Genomic DNA, 20,511 nt, shown 5'->3' with positions numbered 1-20,511 from the left:
CCGCGCCGCCGCGGCTGGCGGCGTCGACTGTTCGCGCGATCGGCCGGAGGAGACACTCGCCCAGCTTAGCTGTGCAGATTGAGTGCGGGCGCGAGTGAGGGGGCGAGGGCAGCAATTGTTGTTCGGTAGTCCGGGGAGGTTTGAGGATGTGTTTGCTGGAGCGCTGGCGCGCTCGAGTCGCGGCCCCCAGGGGCCGCGGACCGGCCACTTCGTAGCCGCCGCTCCCTAGGGGTCGGGGGGCTGTTGGTGCGGGTTATGGCGGGTTCGGGCGGGGTGTCGGGAGGCGGTGGTGGACTGGGGGGAATGGATTCGACGGGGTCGGTAAAGTGCCTATGTGGTTTCTCCCGATGTTGTCCCTGATGCTGTGGCGGATCGTCGTGCTCGCCTGCTGGCGGGGGCGGCGGTGACGTTGGGGCAGCTCAATGATGTTTTGGCGCCGTTGGGGGCGATGTTCGCCGAGCGGGGGCACACCCTCTATCTGGTCGGCGGCAGCGTGCGGGACGCGGTGCTCGGTCGGCTCGGCAACGACCTGGATTTCACCACCGATGCGCGGCCGGAGGTTGTGCAGGAGCTGATGCGGGGGTGGGCCGACCATCTGTGGGATACCGGCGGCCTCGCGTTCGGCACGGTCAGTGCGGCCAAGGACGATCAGCAGCTCGAGATCACCACGTTCCGCGCTGATACCTACGACCGGGTCTCGCGCAATCCCGAGGTCACCTTCGGCGACACCCTCGAGGGCGACCTGGTGCGCCGCGACTTCACGGTGAACGCGATGGCGGTCAAGATCGCCGCCGACGGGTCGCTGGAATTCGTCGATCCGCTCGACGGCATCGACGCGCTGCTCGACGGCGTACTGGACACTCCTGCGGCGCCGCAGGATTCGTTCGACGACGATCCGCTGCGGATGCTGCGGGCGGCGCGCTTCGTCGCCCAACTGGGATTCCAGGTGGCGCCGCGGGTGCGGTCGGCGATCGTCGAGATGGCCGATCAGATCGACCGGATCACCGCCGAGCGGGTGCGCGCCGAACTCGACAAGCTGATCGGCGCCGACCACCCGATCGACGGCATCAATCTCATGTGCGACACCGGTTTGGCGCAGCGGGTGCTGCCCGAGGTGCCCGCGATGAAGCTCGAGATCGACGAGCACCACCAGCACAAGGACGTGTACCAGCATTCGCTGACCGTGCTGCAGCAGGCGATCGACCAGGAGGAAGGCGACCCCGACCTGGTGTTGCGCTGGGCGGCGCTGCTGCACGACATCGGCAAGCCCGACACCAAGCGCAACGAGCCGGCGGGCGGCGTGAGCTTCCACCATCACGAGGTGGTCGGCGCGAAGATGGTGCGCAAGCGGATGCGGGCGCTGAAGTACCCGAAGGCGTTCACCGAAGAGGTTGCGCGCCTGGTGTTCCTGCACCTGCGCTTCCACGGCTACGGCAAGGGGCAATGGACGGATTCGGCGGTGCGCCGGTACGTCACCGACGCCGACGACCTGCTCGATCGGCTGCACAAGCTCGTGCGCGCCGACTGCACCACCCGTAACAAGCGCCGCGCCGCCGCGCTGAGCTCGACCTATGACGAGCTGGAAGAGCGGATCGCGGCCCTGCGGGAGCAGGAGGACCTGGCCCGGGTGCGACCCGACCTGGACGGCAACGCGATCATGGAACTGCTCGGGCTGCCGCCGGGTCCGCAGGTGGGCAAAGCCTGGAAGTACCTGAAGGATCTGCGCCTCGACCGCGGTCCGATGACGCGGGAAGAGGCCGAAGCGGCGCTGCGCGAGTGGTGGGCCCAGCAGAACTGAGCCCAGCAGAACTGATCAGAAGACGATCAGCGTCGTGCCCGCGATGATGGCGTCGCGGATCTGGGTCAGGTCGAACGAGCCGGTGATCTCCGGCAATTCGAGCCGGAACTTCACCACGTCGCCGCGACGGTGCGCATAGGAAATGCTCGCCCGGTTGGGTAGGTCGTCGAGCAACAGCGCGGGAGCGGGGATCACCCGTTTGGGCAGCCGGATCCCGTACCAACTGGCCCTGCGGATGTCGAGGGTGAGCAGGTTGTCGTAGACCTGCCCGTCGACGACCGCCCGCATCTTGCGCGTGCGATGCGTCGCGACGATGTGCCCGCGTTCGTCGAGCCGCACCCGCCAGTCCAGGTTCTGGGCGTCCACCCATTCGGCCATCGCGCCGATCCCGATGGTGCCCTCGATGTCGAGCTGCTGAACCCGAACCTTGGTCGGCACACCGGGAATCAGCCGCACGCCGTGCGCGACCACGGTGACCGTGTCGAAGGGGTGCGAGTCCCACACCAGGTTCGACAGCACCGTCTTGCTCTGGAAGTGAGCGCCGCGTCTGCGCAACTTGAACGAGTCGAGGGTGGCGGTGAGGTCGTGCTCGAGCAGCGTGGCGCTGATCTCCTGACCGCCGAAACGGCTGAAGATGCCCTCGCTGAGCACGGTCATCAACACATCGGGCATGAGCGCGGTGACGGTGCCGGAGCCGAGGTCGGCGACGGGATCGGCCCAGGACGTGGTGAAGCCGAGCCACTGGTCGATCCAAGACGGGTCGAGCAGGCGTTTGCCCATATCGACAGCGCCCGCCAGTGACCAGGACTTCGGATCGAAATACGTGGCCATGATGGCTATGAGCGTACTTGGCCGGATCGTCGGTGGCCATGAAGTGTGACCAGGCGGCCGCGCGTATGCCTGCCGAACCGCGCCCTCGGTGATAACGGTATGAATCTGTGCGTTCATGCTCGAAGTACCGGGGTACATACCCGGCGAGCGACCCGCGAAGACCGGAGGGCAGCACATGCCGCTGGACCTGAACAGTGATCTGGGCGAAGGCTTCGGCCCGTGGCGGATGGGTGACGACGCCGCCATGCTCGACATCGTGACCAGCGCGAACATCGCGTGTGGATTCCACGCCGGCGACCCGACGATCATGCGCCGCACATGCGAACTGGCGGTGGCCAAGGGCGTGCGGATCGGCGCGCATGTCGGCTATCGCGATCTGGTCGGTTTCGGCCGCCGCGATATCGCCATCGCCCCGGCCGATCTGCGCGATGAGGTGCTCTATCAAATCGGCGCCCTCGCCGCCTTCGCGCGGGCCGCGGGCGATCGGGTGCGCTATGTGAAACCGCATGGCGCCCTTTATCACGCGGCCGCGCGCGATCGTCTGCTCGCCGAGGCGCTGGTCGCCGCGGTGGCCGAGGCGGAACCGGGCCTCACGCTGCTCGGTCCGGCGGGCACCGAGCTGGAACGTGCCGCGCAGCGCGTGCGTTTCGTCGGTGAGGGATTCGCCGACCGGGCCTACACTGCAACAGGTTCGCTGGCCCCGCGCGGAGTTGCCGGGGCGGTGCTGTCGCCCGACGACGCCGTGGCGCAGGCGACAACTCTTGCGCTGTCGGGGACCGCGCGTACCGTAGACGGTCCCGGTACGGTCGCCGTGTCCGTGGCCAGCGTGTGCGTCCACGGCGACTCTCCGGCGGCCGTCGAGATGGCTCGCCGGATTCGGGGAGCGCTCGACGAAGCCGGAATACCGGTGGAGCCGTTCAGCTGAGGGGTGGGAGGCACGATGGACATCGATTGGAACGCGCGGATCCGACCCGCGGGTGACCGCGCCGTGCTCATCACCCTCGACGACCCGCGCCCGGTGCAGCGCCTTGCCTCGGCGCTGCGCGTGCACGCGATCGCCGGCGTCGAGGATGTGCTGCCCGCGGCGGAAACCGTGCTGGTCACCATGCATTCGGTGAGCTACGGCGTGCAGGTCCGCCGAGAACTCGTCGCGCTGCTCGACCGGCTCGATCACGAGCCACCGCAAACGGATTCGCCGGATGTTTCCCGTGGAACAGTGCCCGATACCGAGTCGGTCGTGGAGATTCCCGTTCGCTACGACGGCGCGGATCTGCCCGAGGTGGCCCGGCTGCTCGACCTGTCGATCCCGGCGGTGATCGCGGCGCACACCGGCACCGTCTGGCGGTGCGCGTTCGTGGGCTTCGCACCGGGTTTCGGCTACCTCACCTCGGCCGACGGCAGGCTCACGGTGCCGCGTCGCGTCAGTGCCCGTACGGCCATCCCGGCGGGCGCGGTGGCACTCGCGGGCGGATATTCGGCGGTGTATCCGCGCGGCACACCGGGCGGATGGCAATTGATCGGCACCACCGATCTGCGAATGTGGGCGGTGGACCGTGATCCACCCGCGCTGGTGCGGGCGGGTTCGGCGGTCAGGTTCGTCGCTTCCGAGGAATAGCTGCTTCGGCGGAAAATCAATGGCTGCTCAACGGTGCGCCGCCTCGACAGCGAATCGGGGAGAGATCGCATGCTGATCTTCATCGAGCGGGTGGGGCCGCTCGCGACGGTGCAGGACCTGGGCAGACAGGGCTGGTTCGATTCCGGCGTCGGTCAGGCGGGCGCGGCCGATCGCGGGTCGCTGCGGCTGGCGAACCGGCTGGTCGGCAATCCGGAGGGTTTCGCCGCTATCGAAGTGTTGCTCGGCGGCCTCGCCCTGCGCGCCGACGGTCACCTCACCGTCGCGGTCACCGGTGCGCCCGCCCCCGCCTTCGTCGACGGCACTCCGGTCGGACATGCCAGCGTGCTCGAACTCGACGAGGGCCAGGTGCTGCGATTGGGCTCGGCGAGCACCGGTCTGCGCAGCTATGTGGCGGTGCGCGGCGGCATCGATGTGGCCAAAGTGCTCGGCTCGCGTAGCCGCGACACGTTGTCCGGCATCGGCCCCGAACCGCTGGCGATCGGCACGCAGTTACCGGTCGGGCCCCCGCCGCGGACCTTCCCGACCGTGGAGTTCGCGCCGGTTGCGCTGCGCCCGGAACTACTCACGATCCGGGCGTGTCCGGGGCCGCGCGCCGACTGGTTCACCGATCCCGACCAGCTGTTTCGTGGTTCCTGGATCGTTTCCGCCGACACCGACCGGGTCGGCGCGCGCCTGGATCGCCTCGCCGGACCGCCGCTGGTGCGGTCGGTCACGCGCGAATTGCCCTCGGAGGGTGTCGCGTTGGGATCGGTGCAGGTGCCGCCGAGCGGTCAGCCTGTCGTGTTCCTGGCCGACCACCCGATCACGGGCGGCTACCCGGTGATCGCCGTCGTCCTCGATGCCGATGTCGACCGTGTCGCGCAGGCTCGCCCGGGCGAAAAACTGGTGTTCGTGGCGGCACCGGCGATCAGCGTGGCGGATTCAACCGTGCGTGCATGAGATACACGTTGTAGCTGTCCCACGCCGACATCGTGAAGTACAGATCCTGCGCGGTCGACCACGGATGGATGAAACCGCCGTACGCCTTCGGATACATCTCGGTGGACACCAGCGGCACCGTCGATGTCCACGCGCCCTGCGGCTGGCCCGCGGTCCGCAGCACGATCTGGCCCGCGACCGAATCGAGATAGACCATCTGCCACTGTCGGCTCTCCTCGTCGAACCGCACCGACAGCTCACTGGCGGTGCCCTGCACGAGCGCTGTCGCCGAGTTCTCGGCCGCCGGAGCCCAATTACCGTCTACCCAGTACTGATAGGCCGTCTTGTTGAGCACGTCGGCCTTGCGCACCCTGGCCAGGCCGATCGTCCCGATCCGGCCGTTGGGCGTGCCGAACATGTAGACGTACTCTCCGTGCGGCACCATCGCCGCCACCTGGAACTTCCCGAGCCCGAACATGTTCTCCCAGCGGGCATGCTGATCTTTGGTCCAGGTCGAGCCGCCGTCGTCGGAGTAGGCCAGTCCGCCGTAGTTCGTCATCCACATGCCGGGGATCTTCGACCAGTGGTTCACCGACATGTAGCTCATGAACTGCCGTTTGCCGAGCGCGAACCCCGAGGTCGGGATGGTGGTGGTCTCCCAGTTCCTGATCTTGCGGCTGCCGAGGAGTTCGGCGGCGTGACAGGGGCTGTCCTGCACCATCGAGTCGATGGTGATCCCGTCGCTCAGGTCCTTGTCGGTGCTGTAGGCGAGCACATTCGACCGCCAGTCGGCGGTGTCGGAGCCCGCGCCGCCGTAGGCCCAGCCCTCGCCGAAGGTGTCACCGAAAACCATGGCCACCTTGCCCGGTTCGGTCTCCCAGAACAGCCCGAGGTCGGTGCCGTCGACCTGCCAGCGCATATCGGTCCGGTTGGCCGAGCCGTGCCCGGTGACCTGGTCGACGAGCCGCACGGACTCCACCTTGGCCGGCAAGACCGGTGCTCCCAGCGGGCCCTTCTCGACCGGCCGGACCACCGGCGCGGGCGCTTCCTGGGCGGGCTCGCCCTCGCCACCGGGAACCGGGATCGGGATGGGCTCGATCTCCGGATTGATCCTGATCCGCGGCAAGGCAACGGCCGAACCGGTCGAGGTCGTCTCGTCTGTACTTTCCGGTTCGGGTTCCGGCGTGTCCCGTACCTCCGGGCACGGATTACGACACGGATCCGAAGGCAGCGGAACCTGCGCCACGCGCGTGTTGTCGTGCGGCGGGTCGGGAATCGGGACCGGCGTCAGCTGCGGCACCCAGATCGGGATATCGATGCTCGGTGGCAGGATCGGCGCGGGCGGCGCGGCCGGGTCGGGCAGCCGGTTGACGGGGTCGAATCCCGTTTCCCCGCAGACATTCACCGGCGGCGGCAGCCAGGGCAACGGTCCCGCCTGCGCGGGAACAGCGAGGATTGCGGACAGTGCCACACCTACGGCGGCAGTTCCGTGCGATACCGGTCTTGCGCGCATCTGGCTCCCTGGAATCGGTGTCGGCGAGGAACACCAGTGATCTTGTGAGAACTTACCGGAACCGATCGCTGTTGCCGTGCGTCCAAGCAGATGTGAGCGAAATCGAGTACGTCTTCGGAACCGGCGACGCGGTCGTGCACCACTGGTCGAGCCACGACGAACTGGCCGACACCAGCGTCGTCGACGCGCTATGGGTCGACTACGACTCCGGCATCGACCACGACGCTTTCCTCCCCGACATCCCGCTGTCCACCGTCGACCACCGCACGGTCCTCGCGCAGGAACCCGCGGGCGCCCTCGGCAACGGCGACGATGGCGTACTGCCCTAGGCGTGTTCGGCTATCCCCGGAGTTCAGCTGGGCCCACCGTGGCTCTACGGGAATTGAGCGCGATGGCCGCGATGCCCAGCACGTAGACCCCGGCGCCTGCCAGCACCACCCCGATGGAGCGTCCGTCGGCCGGAATCACCAGCGCGGTCACCGCGATCGCCAAGACGAAGCAGACGTTGAAAACCGTGTCCTGCAAGGCGAATACCTGCCCGCGCTGATCGTCGACGATGTCGATCTGCATGCTCGCGTCGCCGGTCAGCTTGATCGTCTGACCGGCGAGGCCGAGCCCGAACGCGCCGATCAGCAGCAGCCGGTGCGCATCGTCGACGGCCGGGCCGGTGGCCAGCGCGATCGGTGTCACCAGCGTGAGCTGCACGATCACCGCCGTGGTGAGCCCGAGCAGCACGGTGCGCGGTCGGCCGAGGCGTGGGATCAGGATCGGCGCGCCGATCGCGGCCACCAGCATGCCCGCCGCCGCGAAGCCGATCGCCACGCCGAAGCCGACCAACCCGCCGCTCATCTCGTCGTCGTCGGTCGGCTGGCGCAGTACCAGGACCATGATCAGCGTGTTCATCCCGAACACGATGCGATGCGCGCCGATTCCGATCATCGCCGTCGTCACCTGCGCCGAATGCCACACCGCCCGCGCGCCGGTGCGCAGACCGGTCGCGATGGCGTGCACGGCGGTCTCGGTCGCGGCCGAACCGCGATCCGGTCCGAGCACATGCAGGCGGAATCCGAAGGCCAGCACCACGCCGACCAGCGAGCCGATCCCACTGAGTGCCACCGCCGCCGCCGAGGCCGCGTCACCCGCGCCGATCAGCGCGATCACCGACACCGATGTCGCCGCGCCGACGCCGGCGCATACCGAGGCCACCGTCGCCAGCACCGAGTTCATCGGGACCAGGCAGCGCTGTTCGAGCACTCGCGGCAGCGCCGCCGACACACCGGCCAACACGAACCTGCTGATGCCCACCGTCGCCAAAGCCAGCACCAGCAGCGGCGTCTCCCCCACCCCGACGAACAAGGTGATCGCGGCAAAGGCGATCAACAGCGCCCGCGCCGCGCTCGCGACCAGCAGCACATTGCGCCGATCCCACCGATCCAGTAGGGCGCCCGCGTACGGCCCGAGCACCGAATACGGCAGCAGCAGCACCGCGAAACCCGCGGCGATGGCCAGCGGGTCGGTCTCGCGTTCCGGGTTGAACAGGATCGCGCCGGACAGGGCAGCCTGGAACATCCCGTCACCGAACTGCGCGGCCAGCCGCAACAGGGCCAGGCGCGGCATTCGCGGGTTACGACGGATCACCTCGCGGGTGTCGCGAAGCAGATGTCTCATCGAGATCGGCTGCTCATCCGCCGTATTCGAGCCGTCAGAGGGATGAGTCGACACGGCCATGACCCTAGTGCCATGGCAAACGGCCCGCGGACCACGCACACCGTGAGCGGTACATCGCCACGATTGGTGCCAGAATTGAACTGTGACGCCCCCATCGACGACACCCCCTCGGTTAGAACTACACCGCGGTGGCGACCGGATGAAGACGCGGATCCCGTGGCTCGACTCCAAGCATTCGTTCTCGTTCGGCGAGCACTACGACCCGGACAACACCCATCACGGGCTGTTGCTGGTGAACAACGAGGACGTGGTGCTGCCCGGCGAGGGCTTCGACACGCATCCGCATCGGGACATGGAAATCGTCACCTGGGTGCTCGGCGGCAGCCTGGTGCATCAGGATTCGCTCGGGCACAACGGCGTCATCTATCCGGGTCTGGCTCAGCGCATGAGCGCGGGCACCGGCATCCAACACTCCGAGAAGAACGATTCGTGGCGCCTCGACGGCAGATCCCACGACGAGCCGGTGCATTTCGTGCAGATGTGGGTGGTCCCCGACGAGCCCGGCGTCGACCCCGGCTACCAGCAGCTCGAGATCGATGACGAACTCGCGCGCGGCGACCTGGTGACGGTCGCGTCGGGCCTACCCCGCTATCGCGACCGCACCGCCATCGCGATCAATTCCTCGCATGCCGCCATGCACGTAGCGAGGATGAGCGCCGACAGCCCCGGAGTGACCCTCCCCGATGCGCCCTACCTGCATGTCTTCGTCGCGCGCGGCGAGATCGACGTCGAGGGACTCGGTGTTCTGTCCCAGGGCGACGCGATTCGGCTGACCCGCTCCGGCGGCCAGTCGATTCGTCCGCACGGCGATGCCGAGGTGCTCGTCTGGGAGATGCACGCGCGCCTCGGCGGCCAGTGAACTCAGGCCGAACCCGGCTGGCGCGCCAAGGTCGCCGACTTGGCGTTGCTCCGGGTCACGGCGACGATCTCCGCGAATTCCGGTCGGAAATCACCGTCGGGCGCCTGCATCCAGGTGCGATATCCGCTGCGCTCGTCGGCCGGCGACGGCAGCACGATGTCGCTGCCGGGTAGGGCGACCGAGGCGCACACCCGGAACAACTCGGCGAACAGCACGGTGTCGAGGTAGGAGTTGTCGACCGGCCCGGTGAGGAAGGTCCAGCGACCGGAGCGTGGGTGGGCGATGATCGGCCCGCAGCGCAGGCCACGCGTGACGAGCAACCCGCGGACCCGTTCGCCCAGCGTGGACGGCATCACCACCGCGCCGACCGCGCCGATCTCGAGCACGATCCGCCCCAGCGCGGCGTCGACGACGCCGTAGAGGCCATGGTGCTTGCGGTAGTGGCGACAGCGCGCCAAAGCGTCCTGGGTGGCCGAGTACTCCTCGGCCGCCGTATACCCGCCCTTGTCCTCATCAGTGTGCAACGTGCTCATCACGACCTCGTCTCTGTCGACGGTGGCTCGATGTAGCTGGGAGTTCGCTCGCTTCGAGCGAATCTCGGTAAGGGATGGACCATTGCGGCCCGGTGGCGCGGGAAACTTTTTCATAACGGCAGGACATGAGAGAAAAAGACCGTTCCGGACAGCCTATAGCCGCACAACCGCGCTGACAATAGTCAGTAGCTAGCGTGTCGATAAGCGTACGATATTCGCCCATGGCTCCCGTTTCGCCGACTGTCGCACGGTGGGAACTCGTTCTGCGCCTGCGCGAATTGCGCGAGCAGCGCGGGTTCGATTCGGCCGGATTCGCTCGCCGCGTCGGGTTCACTCCCGCCAATTGGTCCCATGTCGAGAAGGGCAGGCGGGTGCTCACCCGCACCACGATCGAGCCGGTCCTCGACGTCCTCGACGTCACGCCCGACGAACGCCGTGAACTGCTCGCCCTACTCGGGGCGAGCAAGCAACGCGGGTGGTGGGCGACGGCCTCCTCGGCCCTGATCGGTCCCGAGCTGCAGCGGCTGTACGGGATGGAGGCGGGCGCGGAGAGTATCCGCAGCTACGACAGCATGATCGTGCCGGGGCTGTTGCAGACCGAGGCTTACGCGCGGGCCCTGATCAGCGCCGATGTGATGATCCGGCCGGTACAAGTGGACCAATTAGTCGCCATACGACTACGTCGTCAGCGGCGGCTGCGCGAACCCGATCCGCTCGAACTCACCGCCGTGCTGGGCGAGGCCACGCTGCGTCAGCAGACCGGCGGTAGTGAGGTGTTGCGTGCGCAGTTGCGTCACCTGGTCGCGCTGGTGCGTGAGCTCGACACCGTCGACGTGCGCGTCATCCCGTTCAGCGCGCCCGAAGGGGCCGTGCTCGGCGGTTCCAGCTTCCATCTGCTCGACTTCGCAAGCGACCAGCTACCGACTTTCGCATGGGCCGAGAGCGCGGTGTTCGGTGGTCATGTCGACGATGCCGAACAGGTCCGCGATCTCGGCTTCGCCTACGTGCGTGCCCGCGAGCAATCGCTTTCTCGCACCGAATCTCTCGCCCTGATCAGGGAGTATGCAAGCGTGTAAGATTCGAGGTATGTCCACCACCGCTCGTCGCCGCCCGGCCGAACACGGCTGGTTCAGCTCGTCGCACTCCAATAACGGCAACCAATGTGTCGAGGTTCGTTTCGATGGAAACGCTGTCCAGGTACGAGACAGCAAATTCCGCCGCAACCCGATGAACACCGGCTCGGACGAGCCCATCATCACCGTCGACGCCCCCCTGTGGACAGCCTTCCTGCACTGCCTCCGGACCGCGCGCCGCCACCCCGACCTCGTCGCCCACACCTCCCCCGACGGCTCGGCCACCCTCCGCCACGAAGACGTCCTCCTCCATTTCACCGCCCCCGAATGGGAAGCCTTCGTAGCCGGCGTCCGCGACGACGAGTTCGCCTGCGTCTAGACGCCGGACGCCGGATCCGAGTCGAGTCGCCGTAGTCGCTGCGGCGCACTGGGTGTGGAGAGCCTCATGAAGCCACCCGCGGCCGCTCGGCTGCGGGCGCCGAGGTTGATCGTCATCTCGGTCAGCTCGCGACCCAGTACTTCCGTCATCCGGCGGTCGAGGTGATAAATCGTTCGTCGGCCGTAGACACAATGCGCCACGAGAATTCCGGTGAGACCGGTAATCAGGGCCAGGCCGGCCCAGTGCCAGCGCGTCATCCCAGGGAGGAGGTCCAGCCTCTCGACCAACTCGAGTGCTGCATACGGAACCACGACCATGACCACCACGGTGAGCAACAACCGGTACCGACCCGCCCACTGCAAGTCGAGGCTCACAATCGCTTCGGCGAGCGCGCCCTCTCGCTCGGGCTGTGAGAGCGAATCGAACCTCGGCCCGATGGTGACCATCGGCGGCTGTTGCGTCCTGAACCGCGGCTCCACACCATCGAGGCACCACTCCGATACCTTCCCGGCCTCGACACCCGGAGCGGTGACACCGAACCGTGTCGCGAGCTGCTCGACGTCGGTCCTGATTCGATCCATATCCACTCGTGGATCATCGTCCACTTCGCGAGGTATCGCCTGCGCAGAGATGATTTCCGGGCTGGGTATCCACGGTGCGGGCCGTCGAAGAGGCGATTTCGGCATACTGGGGAGCGTGACTTCTGATCTGAGCGCTCCCTCCGGTATCGATCTGTCCTTCCGCGATGAGGATGTGCGGGTGCAGGACGATCTGTTCACACATGTCAACGGGCAGTGGTTGGCCGGGTACGTGATTCCGGCCGATCGGGCTGTCGACGGTGCGTTCCGCACGCTCTACGACCAGGCCGAGCTCGATGTGCAGGCGATCATCACCGACAGCGCCTCCGGTGCCGCCGACGATGCCGATGCCCGCAAGATCGGGGATCTGTTCTCGAGCTTCATGGCCACCGATGTGGTCGCGGCGGCCGGGTTCTCCCCGATCGCCGACGAGCTGCGCGCGATCGCCGAGGTCGCCGACCCGAGCGCGTTCGCCGCGCTGCTCGGTCGTTTGCAGCGCACGGGAGTCCGTGGCGCGCTCGCCTACTACGTCGACACCGACGACAAGAACTCCACCCGGTACCTGGTGCACGCGACCCAGTCGGGCATCGGGCTGCCCGACGAGTCCTACTACCGCTCCGAGGAGTTCGCGCCGATCCGCGACGCCTACCTCGCGCACATCACCAAGATGTTCACCATCGCCGCCGCCGACGCGTCCTTGGACGGCCTGCTCCCGACGGACCCGGCCGATGCCGCCCGTCGCGTGATCGAGCTGGAACGCACACTCGCCGCGGGCCATTGGGACGTGGTGCGCCGCCGCGATGCCGAAAAGAGCTACAACCTCACGACCTTCGCCGACCTGGTCGCCGAGCACCCGGAATTCGACTGGGCCGCTTGGGTGGAAGGCGTCGCCACCGGTCTCGACCGTGACGGCGAGGACCTGTTCGCCGAGCTCGTCGTCCGTCAGCCCGACTACCTGGGCGCCTTCGCCACCGCGTGGGCCGAGGTGCCGCGAGCGGATTGGCAGGCGTGGGCGGCGTGGCAGGTGCTGCACGCGCGCGCCGGATTCCTCACTGACGAGATCGTCGAGGAGTACTTCGACTTCTACGGCCGCACCCTCACCGGCGCCGAGGAGAACCGCGAGCGCTGGAAGCGCGGCGTGTCGCTGGTGCAGGAACTGCTCGGCGAGGCGGTCGGCAAACTGTATGTGGCCCGGCACTTTCCGCCGCAGGCCAAGGCCCGCATGGTCGAGCTGGTGGCCAACCTCCAGGAGGCCTACCGGCGCAATATCGCCGACCTCGAGTGGATGGGCCCCGATACCCGCGCCGCCGCGCTCACCAAGCTGGAGAAGTTCACCCCCAAGATCGGCTACCCCGACACCTGGCGTGACTACTCGGCGGTCGAGATCGACGCAGGAGACCTCGTCGGCAACTACCGCCGTGGCCACGCCGCCGACCACGATCGCGACCTGGGCAAACTGGGTGGCGAGGTCGATCGCGGCGAGTGGTTCATGACCCCGCAGACGGTGAACGCCTACTACAACCCCGGCATGAACGAGATCGTGTTCCCCGCGGCGATCCTGCAGCCGCCGTTCTTCGACATGAACGCCGACGACGCCGCCAACTACGGCGGGATCGGCGCGGTGATCGGCCACGAGATCGGCCACGGTTTCGACGACCAAGGCGCCAAGTACGACGGCGACGGCAACATGCAGGACTGGTGGACCGACGAGGATCGCGCCGAGTTCGGCAAGCGCACAAAGGCTTTGATCGACCAGTACAACGTGCTCTCCCCCGCCGAACTCGACGACGAGCACACCGTGAACGGCGAGTTCACCATCGGCGAGAACATCGGCGACCTGGGCGGGCTGTCCATTGCCCTCGCCGCCTACAAGATCTCGCTCGACGGCAAGGAACCCCCGGTCATCGACGGCCTCACCGGGCTGCAGCGCGTCTTCTACGGCTGGGCGCAGGTCTGGCGCACCAAGGCTCGCACCGAGGAAGCCATCCGCCGTCTCGCCGTCGACCCGCACTCCCCGCCGGAGTTCCGCTGCAATGCGGTGATCCGCAATATCGACAGCTTCTACGAGGCCTTCGACGTGACCCCCGACGACAAGCTGTTCCTGAAGCCCGAGGAGCGCGTGACAATCTGGTGACGTAATCCATTGCTGTGGAGAGGGACCCATGCGTCACCAGCAGGTAGCCGACAATATCTTCACCATCGCGGGCACCCATGTGAACATGGTCCTGCTCCGCGACGGCCGCGATCTGACGCTCATCGACGCGGGCTGGCACGGCGACGCCGCCACCATCGAGAAGTCGATCCGAGCGCTGGGCCACCGCCCCGAAGACATCGAGGCGATCCTGCTGACCCATGCCCACCTGGACCATGTCGGCGCACTGAACCACCTGCACCGCCACTACGGGATCCCGGTCTACACCAGCGAAATCGAGGTCGCGCACGCCCGTGGCGAGGTCCACGAATCCGCCACTCCGCTCGATGTGATCAAACGCCTCACCGACCTCGACACGATCGGCTGGGCCGCCCGCATCACCGCCGCGGGCGGCCTTCGCAAGAACCCGGTCCCCCACATCCAGCCCTTCCCGGCCGAGGGCGCCCTCGACTTCCCCGGCAACCCGATCCCGATCCCCTCGCCTGGCCACACCTCCGGGCATAGCGCCTTCTATCTGCCGAACGCCGGCGCGGTAGCCACCGGCGACACGCTGGTTACCGCCCATCCCACGTCGAAAATCGAAGGCCCCCAACTACTCCCCGACTTCTTCAACCATTCGACCCCGGAAACCCTGGTAGCCCTCGAGGCCCTCGAATCGCTCGCCGCCGACCTGGTCCTCCCCGGGCACGGCGCGCCCTTCACCGAGGGCATCGGACAAGCCGTCAGCCGAGCCAGGACTCACGCGGCGACGGATCTCACCTGACGACACAAGCAGCGACTAGTCAGTTCGCTACTGTCGTTCCCTCCGAAAAACGCGAGTAGCTGACAAGTCAGTGGCGTTTTCGATAGCGAAAGTATAGTAAAAGCACATGAGTTGGCCGGCCCACCGTACGGAGCAGCGTCCCTGGACGGCGCGGGACGGACGCGGGCCACGGGTCGGTCCGATGCCGGAGCGCGTCGCGGTGTCGATCCCCCCGCGCATCGCCGAACTCGACTTCGCCTCCAGGCGAACAACATCGGCCAGCGAAGCCGCGGTGATCGCGGTGACGCATCTCGAAGCAGGACAGGGTCAGTACTCGCCACCGCTGCGCGAATTCCTGCTCCGCAGTGAGGCGGTGGCGTCCTCGCGAATCGAGCACATCGATGCGGGCTGGCGAGCATTCAGCAAAGCCTTCGGCGGCGCGACGACCCGCGCCGAGGCGGAGTCACAGGTCGGCGCGGTGCGATCACTCACGGGCCTGGTCGACACGGCGGCGACCGGCAGGATCACCGAAGCGAGTCTGCTCAGCGCCCACCGCGTGCTGATCGCCCCGGAGTGGGAGAAGGCCGGGCGTTTTCGCACAGTCCAAACCTGGATCGGCGGCAGCGATTACACGCCACTGCACGCCCTGTATGTACCGCCGCCCCCAGAACTCGTGCCCGAATTGATGGCCGACTTGCTGGCCTTCGTCGCGCGCGGCGATCTGCCGATCCTCGTCCAAGCCGCGATCGCGCACGCTCAGTTCGTGTCCATCCACCCCTTCGTCAGCGGCAACGGCCGGATCGGCCGGGCCCTGGTGAGCGCCATTCTGCGCAGACGCGGGCTGACCGACAGGGTGACCGTGCCCTTGGCGTCGGTCATGCTCGCCGACACCTCGCGCTACTTCGCCCAACTGGCGGCCTACCGAGCCGGCGCCGCCGACGAGTTCGTTCTCTACCTTTCGCTCGCGGCGGTGTATGCCAGCGAGGCGGCCATCGACTCGGCCCGCACCCTCACCGCGCTCCCCCAGCGATGGCGCGACCGCGCCCGCCCACGCGGCGGTTCGGCCGACGAGGCGCTACTGGCGAACCTGCTCGAGCACCCCATCCTCACCATCGCCGGCGCGAACGCCATCACGGCGACGACCGACTCGGCCACCTACCGAGCCCTCGAACGACTCGTCGACGTAGGCATTCTCGAAGTCGTCTCCGATTCCAAACGCAACCGGATCTGGGCCGCCACCGACATCCTCGCCGAACTCGACGCCCTCAACGCCGCGATCGGTCGCCGCACCGCGGCGGGCCTGTCCTGACACCCAGGTATCAGCGCAGGCGCAGTTCGGTGTCCGCGTCGAAGAAGAACACCTCTTCGGGCTTCGGCCGTAGGTGCAGAGTTTCGCCGAGGGTGGTCCGAAACCGCCGGTCCACCCGGACGACGATCTTGCCGGAGCGGGTGGACCAGTCGGTGCCCGCGCCGTGGGTGTAGACGAACGATTCGGCGCCCAGCTCCTCGAGTAGTTCTGCGACGACGGTGATTCCGGCGGGATCGGTGGTGACCTCCCAGGACTCGGGACGGATGCCGAGCACCATGCGAGCGCCGGAAACGCTGCGCGGCGTCGGGATTCGCAGTCCGTCGAGCACGGCTTCGCCGTCGACTACGGGTGCTTCGAGCAGGTTCATGCCGGGTGAACCGATGAATCCGGCGACGAAGGTGTTCACCGGATTGTCGTAGAGCTCGCGGGGCGAGGCGATCTGCTGCAACGTGCCCGCGCGGAGCACCGCCACACGGTGGCCCATCGTCATCGCCTCGACCTGGTCGTGCGTGACGTAGACCGTGGTGGTGCCGAGACGCTGCTGCAACGCGGCGATCTGGGAACGGGTGCTCACCCGCAACTTCGCGTCCAGGTTGGACAGCGGCTCGTCCATGCAGAACACCTGCGGGCGGCGCACGATGGCGCGGCCCATGGCGACGCGCTGTCGCTGGCCGCCCGAGAGCTTGGCCGGTTTGCGGTCGAGCAGCGGCTCGAGTTCGAGCATCGCCGCGGCCTCCTTCACCCGAACCAACGTGTCGGACTTCGACATTCCCGCATTGCGCAGCGCGAAGCCCATGTTCTGCGCGACGGTCATATTCGGGTAGAGCGCGTAGCTCTGGAACACCATCGCCACATCGCGGGCGCGCGGCGGCAGGTCGGTGACATCGCGTTCACCGATCCGAATCGTGCCCGCCTCCACGGATTCCAGTCCGGCCAGCATGCGCAGACTCGTCGACTTGCCGCAGCCGGAAGGACCGACCAGCACGAGGAACTCACCATCGGCGATGTCGATGTCGAGTGCGTCGACGGCGGGAGCGTCGGCGCCGGGATAGCGATGGGTCACACCGTCGAACTGCACTGTCGCCATGGCGAATTCTCCTAGCGGGGAAAGCGAGACGGGCCGGTGGTCACCAGGGACCACCGGCCCGCGGGGAACTACTTGGGCAGCTTGGGCGTGATCTGCCGGTCGATGATCGCCTGCACGTCGGCGGCCACCTTCGCGAGAACCGTTGCCGGATCGGCGTTCTGGAGGCCGATCTGCTCGTAGCCGGTGCCGATGATCTGGTCGGCGCCGGGCACGAACACGCGGGCGTAGTCCTGCGACTTCGCGACCGAGAGCTGGTCGATGGCGACCTTGGAGTTCGGGTTCTTCGCCAGGAAGTCGATCTCGCTCGGGTCGGTCACGGCCGACTTGCGCACCGGCATGTAGCCCGTGTTCTGCGTGAAGTACGCCGTGTTGGCCGCATTGGTGATGAACTCGATGAACTTGAGCGCGTTGAGCTTTCGCGCCTCCGAGATCCGCGACGGAATCGCCAGACCGGCGCCGCCGGTGGTGACGCCGGGACCGTTCGGATGCGGCAGGAACGCGGTGCCGACCTCGAACTTGCCGTCGGCGTTCTTCTTGATGCCCTTCAGATCGCCGGTGGAGGCGATGGTCGAGGCGGCCACGCCGGTGCCGAAGTCGACCGCGATCTGCGGACGGATCGCGGCGTACTTCTTGACGTTGATCGAGTCGCGCAGGTAGGTGGCCGCGGCGATCGAGCCCGGATCGGTGAACTTCAGCTTCCACTGATCGGAGTAGGCGCCGCCGAAGGTCCAGTTCGGGCCCTGGAAGGTCCAGCCCAGGTAGTTCTTGGCGTCACCCCAGGCATGCGCGAACTTGTCGGCGCCGACGAGCGACTGCAGCTTGGGGCCCCACTCGTCGAATTCCTGCCAGGAGTTCGGGCCGCGGTCGGGCAGTCCGGCCTTCGCCCAGACGTCCTTGTTGTAGTAGAACAGCGGCGTCGAACGGGCGTAGGGCAGCGCGTAGTGCTTGCCGTCGAACAGGTAGTCGGCGGCGAGTGAGTCGACGTAGTCGCCCAGTTGCACGCCCGCGGCGCCGAAGAGTCCGTCGAGCGGCTCGATGGCCTTGCTCAGCGCGTAGTTGAACCACCAGACATCCGACAGCACGACAACATCGGGCAGTTCACCGCCGGTGAGCGCGGCGTTGAACTTCTGCGCCACCTCCTCGTAGTTCTTGCCCGCGTCGACCAGGTTCACCTTCAGGTCGGGGTGCGCGGTCTGGAACCGGTTGATCAGCTCCAGCTCCAGCTCCTTGGAGGTGCCGGGGTGGTTGGACCAGAAGGTGATGGTGCCGGCGTCACCGGAATCGCCGGAGCCGCCGCCGGTGCCCGCGCACGCGGACAGCGCCGCGGCAGCGGCGACGCCGCCGGTCAGGCCGAGGAAGCCACGGCGACTCAACGCCGGGAATCGTGAGTTGGACACTGGCGAACTCCTGTTCGAGATCTATCCCTTGACCGCACCGGAGGTGAGGCCCTTGATCATGTGACGTTGCAGGGCGAGGAAGACGATGAGGATCGGCAACATGGTGAGCACGGTGCCCGCCATCACCGGCCCCCAGTTGGTGACGCTCGGGTTCTCGGTGTTCTGCAGCAGGGTCAGGCCCACCGGCAGCGTCGCGACCTCGGCGGAATCGGCCATCAGGAACGGCCAGAGGTACTCGTTCCACTCGTTGACCAGCGTCACCACCGCGAACGCCACCATCGTCGGCCCCGACATGGGCAGCACCACGCGGGTGAGCAGCCGCCACCAGTTCGCCCCGTCCATCCGCGCTGCTTCGATCACCTCGGCGGGCAGCGACAGGAAGTGGTTGCGCATCAGGAAGGTGCCGAAGGCGACGCCGCAGAGCGGAACGATGATGCCCTGGAAGGTGTTTCGCCAGCCCAGCTGCGCGATGAAGGCGTAGTTGGAGATGACGGTGATCTGGTTGGGCACCATCAGCGCCGCGATGATCACCAGGAACACGATGTTCTTACCGGGGAAGCGCAGGAACACCAGGCCGTAGGCGCTGAACACCCCGAGCGCGAACTTCACCACCGACACCACGCCGGTGACGATCAGGGAGTTCCGCAGGAACGTCCAGAACGGCACCGTGGTGGTGGCGTGGCTGTAGTTCTCCGGGTGCCAGCTGTGCGGCCAGTAGACCGCGGGCTGGGTGTAGATGTCGGAGCGGTCCTTGAGCGAGGTGATCAGGATCCAGAACAGCGGGACCCCGACGATGATCAACACGCACACCATGGCCGCGTAGCCGAGCAGGGTGACGGCGCGTTCGCGGCGTCGGTACGAAAGCGTTTGCGGACCCACATGTTTCATCGTTCGCCTCGGTCCATCACGCGCACTTGGATCAACGTGACCACCAGCAGCACCACGAACATGATCGTGGCCACGGTGGCGCCGTAGCCGGCCCGGAAATTGCGGAACGACTCCTCGTACACCTGGAACACCATCGTGGTCGTGCCGTTGCCGAGCGGTCCGCCGCGCGTCATCACATTGATGATGTCGAACACTTGGAGCGAGTTCAGCAATACGGTGATCGACAGGAAGAAGGTTGTCGGGCGTAGTTGTGGCAGAAGGACTTTCGTGAATCGAGTCCAGCTGTTCGCGCCATCCATTTCGGCAGCTTCGAGTAATTCGGCGCGCACGCCTTGCAGCGCGGCCAGATAGATCACGAAGGCGTAGCCGAGATTCTTCCAGATGTAGGTGAGCGTCACCATGAACAGAGCCCATTCCGGGTCCTGATAGAAATCCGGTACATTTTCCACGCCGAGTCGGTGCAGTACGTCTTGTACCAGACCGAAACTCGGATCGAAGATGAATTGAAAAGCTACCCCGATCGCCGCGCCCGAAATCACGAACGGGGCGAAAATGGCGGAGCGGACTACATTGCGCCCGAACAGTTTTCGATCGAGCAGCATCGCGAGCGCGAGACCGAGCGCCATACTCACCACGACGGCCGCCACGGTGAAGATCACCGTATTGCTGACGACCTTCCATGAGTCGTCGCGCTGCCACCATTCGATGTAGTTGTCGAACCCGACCGAATTCGCCACCGGATCAGCGATGTTCCAGTCGGTGAACGACAGCCGGATGTTGTCCGCAAGCGGCCGGTAAACGAACAGGGTGAGCAGCGCCAGGTTCGGCACCACGAGTACCGCGAAGAGCGCGTAGTCCTGCCACGGACGGTTTCTCCCGGGGAGCACCCGCTCCGGACTCTGTCGCACCGCGGCAGCTTTACGGCGCATGGCGAACCGTTGGTTAACCCTGCCCGCCGATTTCCTGAACATCGGGCACACAAGACTGATTACAGCAAAGGGCCGAACAACACGACCCGTTTGATCGTATTGTTCGGCCCTTCTTCAGCGAGTACATGGGTAACTCACCGGGAACCGGCTGACTCCGCACT

Annotated in this window: 20 protein-coding genes; 11 read left to right on the top strand and 9 right to left on the bottom strand. The window is 66.8% G+C overall.

Annotation, left to right across the window (positions count from 1 at the left end; all coding sequences use genetic code 11):
* The first annotated feature begins 334 nt into the window (after positions 1 to 334).
* On the top strand, positions 335 to 1,798 hold the full coding sequence (locus QX204_RS32150) for a CCA tRNA nucleotidyltransferase (RefSeq protein ID WP_301904211.1): 1,464 nt from the start codon (positions 335 to 337) through the stop codon (positions 1,796 to 1,798).
* Between the two features lie 15 nt (positions 1,799 to 1,813).
* Here QX204_RS32150 and QX204_RS32145 read toward each other — a convergent pair whose 3' ends face one another.
* Positions 1,814 to 2,629 (bottom strand): hypothetical protein, encoded by an 816-nt coding sequence (locus tag QX204_RS32145; RefSeq protein ID WP_301904210.1) that lies wholly within the window; start codon positions 2,627 to 2,629, stop codon positions 1,814 to 1,816.
* Positions 2,630 to 2,804: 175 nt separating this feature from the next.
* Here QX204_RS32145 and QX204_RS32140 point away from each other — a divergent pair, with 175 nt between their 5' ends.
* The 3 genes from QX204_RS32140 to QX204_RS32130 all read left to right on the top strand — a co-directional run bounded on the left by QX204_RS32140 (position 2,805) and on the right by QX204_RS32130 (position 5,204).
* Positions 2,805 to 3,554, top strand: coding sequence for a LamB/YcsF family protein (locus tag QX204_RS32140; RefSeq protein WP_194825260.1), 750 nt, complete (start codon positions 2,805 to 2,807; stop codon positions 3,552 to 3,554).
* Between the two features lie 15 nt (positions 3,555 to 3,569).
* On the top strand, positions 3,570 to 4,244 hold the full coding sequence (locus QX204_RS32135) for a 5-oxoprolinase subunit B family protein (protein WP_301904209.1): 675 nt from the start codon (positions 3,570 to 3,572) through the stop codon (positions 4,242 to 4,244).
* A 69-nt stretch (positions 4,245 to 4,313) separates the two neighbouring features.
* A complete protein-coding gene (locus QX204_RS32130) occupies positions 4,314 to 5,204 on the top strand; it encodes a 5-oxoprolinase subunit C family protein (protein ID WP_301904208.1) in 891 nt (296 codons plus the stop codon).
* Here QX204_RS32130 and QX204_RS32125 read toward each other — a convergent pair.
* Positions 5,173 to 6,696, bottom strand: coding sequence for a DUF4185 domain-containing protein (locus tag QX204_RS32125; protein WP_301904206.1), 1,524 nt, complete (start codon positions 6,694 to 6,696; stop codon positions 5,173 to 5,175). The two genes, QX204_RS32130 and QX204_RS32125, sit on opposite strands and share 32 nt — an antisense overlap.
* A 92-nt stretch (positions 6,697 to 6,788) precedes the next feature.
* Here QX204_RS32125 and QX204_RS32120 point away from each other — a divergent pair, with 92 nt between their 5' ends.
* On the top strand, positions 6,789 to 7,025 hold the full coding sequence (locus QX204_RS32120; RefSeq protein ID WP_301904205.1) for a hypothetical protein: 237 nt from the start codon (positions 6,789 to 6,791) through the stop codon (positions 7,023 to 7,025).
* Between the two features lie 10 nt (positions 7,026 to 7,035).
* Here QX204_RS32120 and QX204_RS32115 read toward each other — a convergent pair whose 3' ends face one another.
* Positions 7,036 to 8,364 (bottom strand): MFS transporter, encoded by a 1,329-nt coding sequence (locus QX204_RS32115; protein WP_301904204.1) that lies wholly within the window; start codon positions 8,362 to 8,364, stop codon positions 7,036 to 7,038.
* Positions 8,365 to 8,563: 199 nt separating this feature from the next.
* Here QX204_RS32115 and QX204_RS32110 point away from each other — a divergent pair, with 199 nt between their 5' ends.
* On the top strand, positions 8,564 to 9,283 hold the full coding sequence (locus QX204_RS32110) for a pirin family protein (protein ID WP_301904203.1): 720 nt from the start codon (positions 8,564 to 8,566) through the stop codon (positions 9,281 to 9,283).
* Positions 9,284 to 9,285: 2 nt separating this feature from the next.
* Here the strand turns inward: QX204_RS32110 and QX204_RS32105 are convergent, their stop codons facing one another.
* Positions 9,286 to 9,816, bottom strand: coding sequence for a hypothetical protein (locus QX204_RS32105; protein WP_301904202.1), 531 nt, complete (start codon positions 9,814 to 9,816; stop codon positions 9,286 to 9,288).
* A 221-nt stretch (positions 9,817 to 10,037) separates the two neighbouring features.
* On the opposite strand from QX204_RS32105, the gene QX204_RS32100 reads away from it, so the two are divergent.
* Both QX204_RS32100 and QX204_RS32095 read left to right on the top strand, forming a co-directional pair.
* Positions 10,038 to 10,892: a helix-turn-helix domain-containing protein gene (locus QX204_RS32100; RefSeq protein ID WP_301904201.1), complete on the top strand. Its 855-nt coding sequence runs from the start codon at positions 10,038 to 10,040 to the stop codon at positions 10,890 to 10,892.
* 10 nt (positions 10,893 to 10,902) lie between these two features.
* A complete protein-coding gene (locus tag QX204_RS32095) occupies positions 10,903 to 11,268 on the top strand; it encodes a DUF397 domain-containing protein (protein ID WP_301904200.1) in 366 nt (121 codons plus the stop codon).
* On the opposite strand, the gene QX204_RS32090 is transcribed toward QX204_RS32095, so the two are convergent.
* Entirely contained in the window at positions 11,265 to 11,849 is a 585-nt protein-coding gene (locus tag QX204_RS32090) for a hypothetical protein (protein ID WP_301904199.1), read from the bottom strand. The genes QX204_RS32095 and QX204_RS32090 overlap by 4 nt on opposite strands.
* A 115-nt stretch (positions 11,850 to 11,964) precedes the next feature.
* On the opposite strand from QX204_RS32090, the gene QX204_RS32085 reads away from it, so the two are divergent.
* The 3 genes from QX204_RS32085 (at position 11,965) to QX204_RS32075 (ending at position 16,049) form a co-directional block, all read left to right on the top strand.
* Positions 11,965 to 13,980 carry a M13 family metallopeptidase gene (locus QX204_RS32085; protein WP_301904197.1) on the top strand — a complete coding sequence of 672 codons (2,016 nt, stop codon included), beginning with the start codon at positions 11,965 to 11,967 and terminating at the stop codon, positions 13,978 to 13,980.
* Positions 13,981 to 14,008: 28 nt separating this feature from the next.
* Positions 14,009 to 14,761 carry an MBL fold metallo-hydrolase gene (locus QX204_RS32080; RefSeq protein WP_301904196.1) on the top strand — a complete coding sequence of 251 codons (753 nt, stop codon included), beginning with the start codon at positions 14,009 to 14,011 and terminating at the stop codon, positions 14,759 to 14,761.
* 106 nt (positions 14,762 to 14,867) lie between these two features.
* Positions 14,868 to 16,049: a Fic family protein gene (locus QX204_RS32075; protein WP_301904194.1), complete on the top strand. Its 1,182-nt coding sequence runs from the start codon at positions 14,868 to 14,870 to the stop codon at positions 16,047 to 16,049.
* Between the two features lie 10 nt (positions 16,050 to 16,059).
* Here QX204_RS32075 and QX204_RS32070 read toward each other — a convergent pair whose 3' ends face one another.
* The 4 genes from QX204_RS32070 to QX204_RS32055 all read right to left on the bottom strand — a co-directional run bounded on the left by QX204_RS32070 (position 16,060) and on the right by QX204_RS32055 (position 20,350).
* Entirely contained in the window at positions 16,060 to 17,136 is a 1,077-nt protein-coding gene (locus tag QX204_RS32070; RefSeq protein ID WP_301904193.1) for an ABC transporter ATP-binding protein, read from the bottom strand.
* A gap of 68 nt (positions 17,137 to 17,204) precedes the next feature.
* Positions 17,205 to 18,533, bottom strand: coding sequence for an ABC transporter substrate-binding protein (locus QX204_RS32065; protein WP_301904192.1), 1,329 nt, complete (start codon positions 18,531 to 18,533; stop codon positions 17,205 to 17,207).
* A 21-nt stretch (positions 18,534 to 18,554) separates the two neighbouring features.
* On the bottom strand, positions 18,555 to 19,421 hold the full coding sequence (locus tag QX204_RS32060) for a carbohydrate ABC transporter permease (protein ID WP_301904191.1): 867 nt from the start codon (positions 19,419 to 19,421) through the stop codon (positions 18,555 to 18,557).
* Entirely contained in the window at positions 19,418 to 20,350 is a 933-nt protein-coding gene (locus QX204_RS32055) for a carbohydrate ABC transporter permease (RefSeq protein ID WP_301904190.1), read from the bottom strand. Before QX204_RS32055 ends, QX204_RS32060 begins: the two co-directional genes overlap by 4 nt.
* Positions 20,351 to 20,511: the final 161 nt, after the last annotated feature.

This window comes from Nocardia sp. PE-7 (assembly GCF_030486425.1).
Taxonomy (GTDB): Bacteria; Actinomycetota; Actinomycetes; order Mycobacteriales; family Mycobacteriaceae; genus Nocardia; species Nocardia salmonicida_A.
Note: the sequence above shows the minus strand (reverse complement) of the source record. Positions and strands in the feature narration are given on the sequence as shown.

What these genes read in the sequence shown, in the direction of transcription:
- QX204_RS32145 (WP_301904210.1), bottom strand. Translation starts at nt 2,629, where the DNA reads ATGGCCACGTATTTCGATCCGAAGTCCTGGTCACTGGCGGGCGCTGTC.
- QX204_RS32140 (WP_194825260.1), top strand. Translation starts at nt 2,805, where the DNA reads ATGCCGCTGGACCTGAACAGTGATCTGGGCGAAGGCTTCGGCCCGTGG.
- QX204_RS32135 (WP_301904209.1), top strand. Translation starts at nt 3,570, where the DNA reads ATGGACATCGATTGGAACGCGCGGATCCGACCCGCGGGTGACCGCGCC.
- QX204_RS32130 (WP_301904208.1), top strand. Translation starts at nt 4,314, where the DNA reads ATGCTGATCTTCATCGAGCGGGTGGGGCCGCTCGCGACGGTGCAGGAC.
- QX204_RS32125 (WP_301904206.1), bottom strand. Translation starts at nt 6,696, where the DNA reads ATGCGCGCAAGACCGGTATCGCACGGAACTGCCGCCGTAGGTGTGGCA.
- QX204_RS32115 (WP_301904204.1), bottom strand. Translation starts at nt 8,364, where the DNA reads ATGAGACATCTGCTTCGCGACACCCGCGAGGTGATCCGTCGTAACCCG.
- QX204_RS32110 (WP_301904203.1), top strand. Translation starts at nt 8,564, where the DNA reads ATGAAGACGCGGATCCCGTGGCTCGACTCCAAGCATTCGTTCTCGTTC.
- QX204_RS32105 (WP_301904202.1), bottom strand. Translation starts at nt 9,816, where the DNA reads ATGAGCACGTTGCACACTGATGAGGACAAGGGCGGGTATACGGCGGCC.
- QX204_RS32100 (WP_301904201.1), top strand. Translation starts at nt 10,038, where the DNA reads ATGGCTCCCGTTTCGCCGACTGTCGCACGGTGGGAACTCGTTCTGCGC.
- QX204_RS32095 (WP_301904200.1), top strand. Translation starts at nt 10,903, where the DNA reads ATGTCCACCACCGCTCGTCGCCGCCCGGCCGAACACGGCTGGTTCAGC.
- QX204_RS32090 (WP_301904199.1), bottom strand. Translation starts at nt 11,849, where the DNA reads ATGGATCGAATCAGGACCGACGTCGAGCAGCTCGCGACACGGTTCGGT.
- QX204_RS32080 (WP_301904196.1), top strand. Translation starts at nt 14,009, where the DNA reads ATGCGTCACCAGCAGGTAGCCGACAATATCTTCACCATCGCGGGCACC.
- QX204_RS32075 (WP_301904194.1), top strand. Translation starts at nt 14,868, where the DNA reads ATGAGTTGGCCGGCCCACCGTACGGAGCAGCGTCCCTGGACGGCGCGG.
- QX204_RS32070 (WP_301904193.1), bottom strand. Translation starts at nt 17,136, where the DNA reads ATGGCGACAGTGCAGTTCGACGGTGTGACCCATCGCTATCCCGGCGCC.
- QX204_RS32060 (WP_301904191.1), bottom strand. Translation starts at nt 19,421, where the DNA reads ATGAAACATGTGGGTCCGCAAACGCTTTCGTACCGACGCCGCGAACGC.
- QX204_RS32055 (WP_301904190.1), bottom strand. Translation starts at nt 20,350, where the DNA reads ATGCGCCGTAAAGCTGCCGCGGTGCGACAGAGTCCGGAGCGGGTGCTC.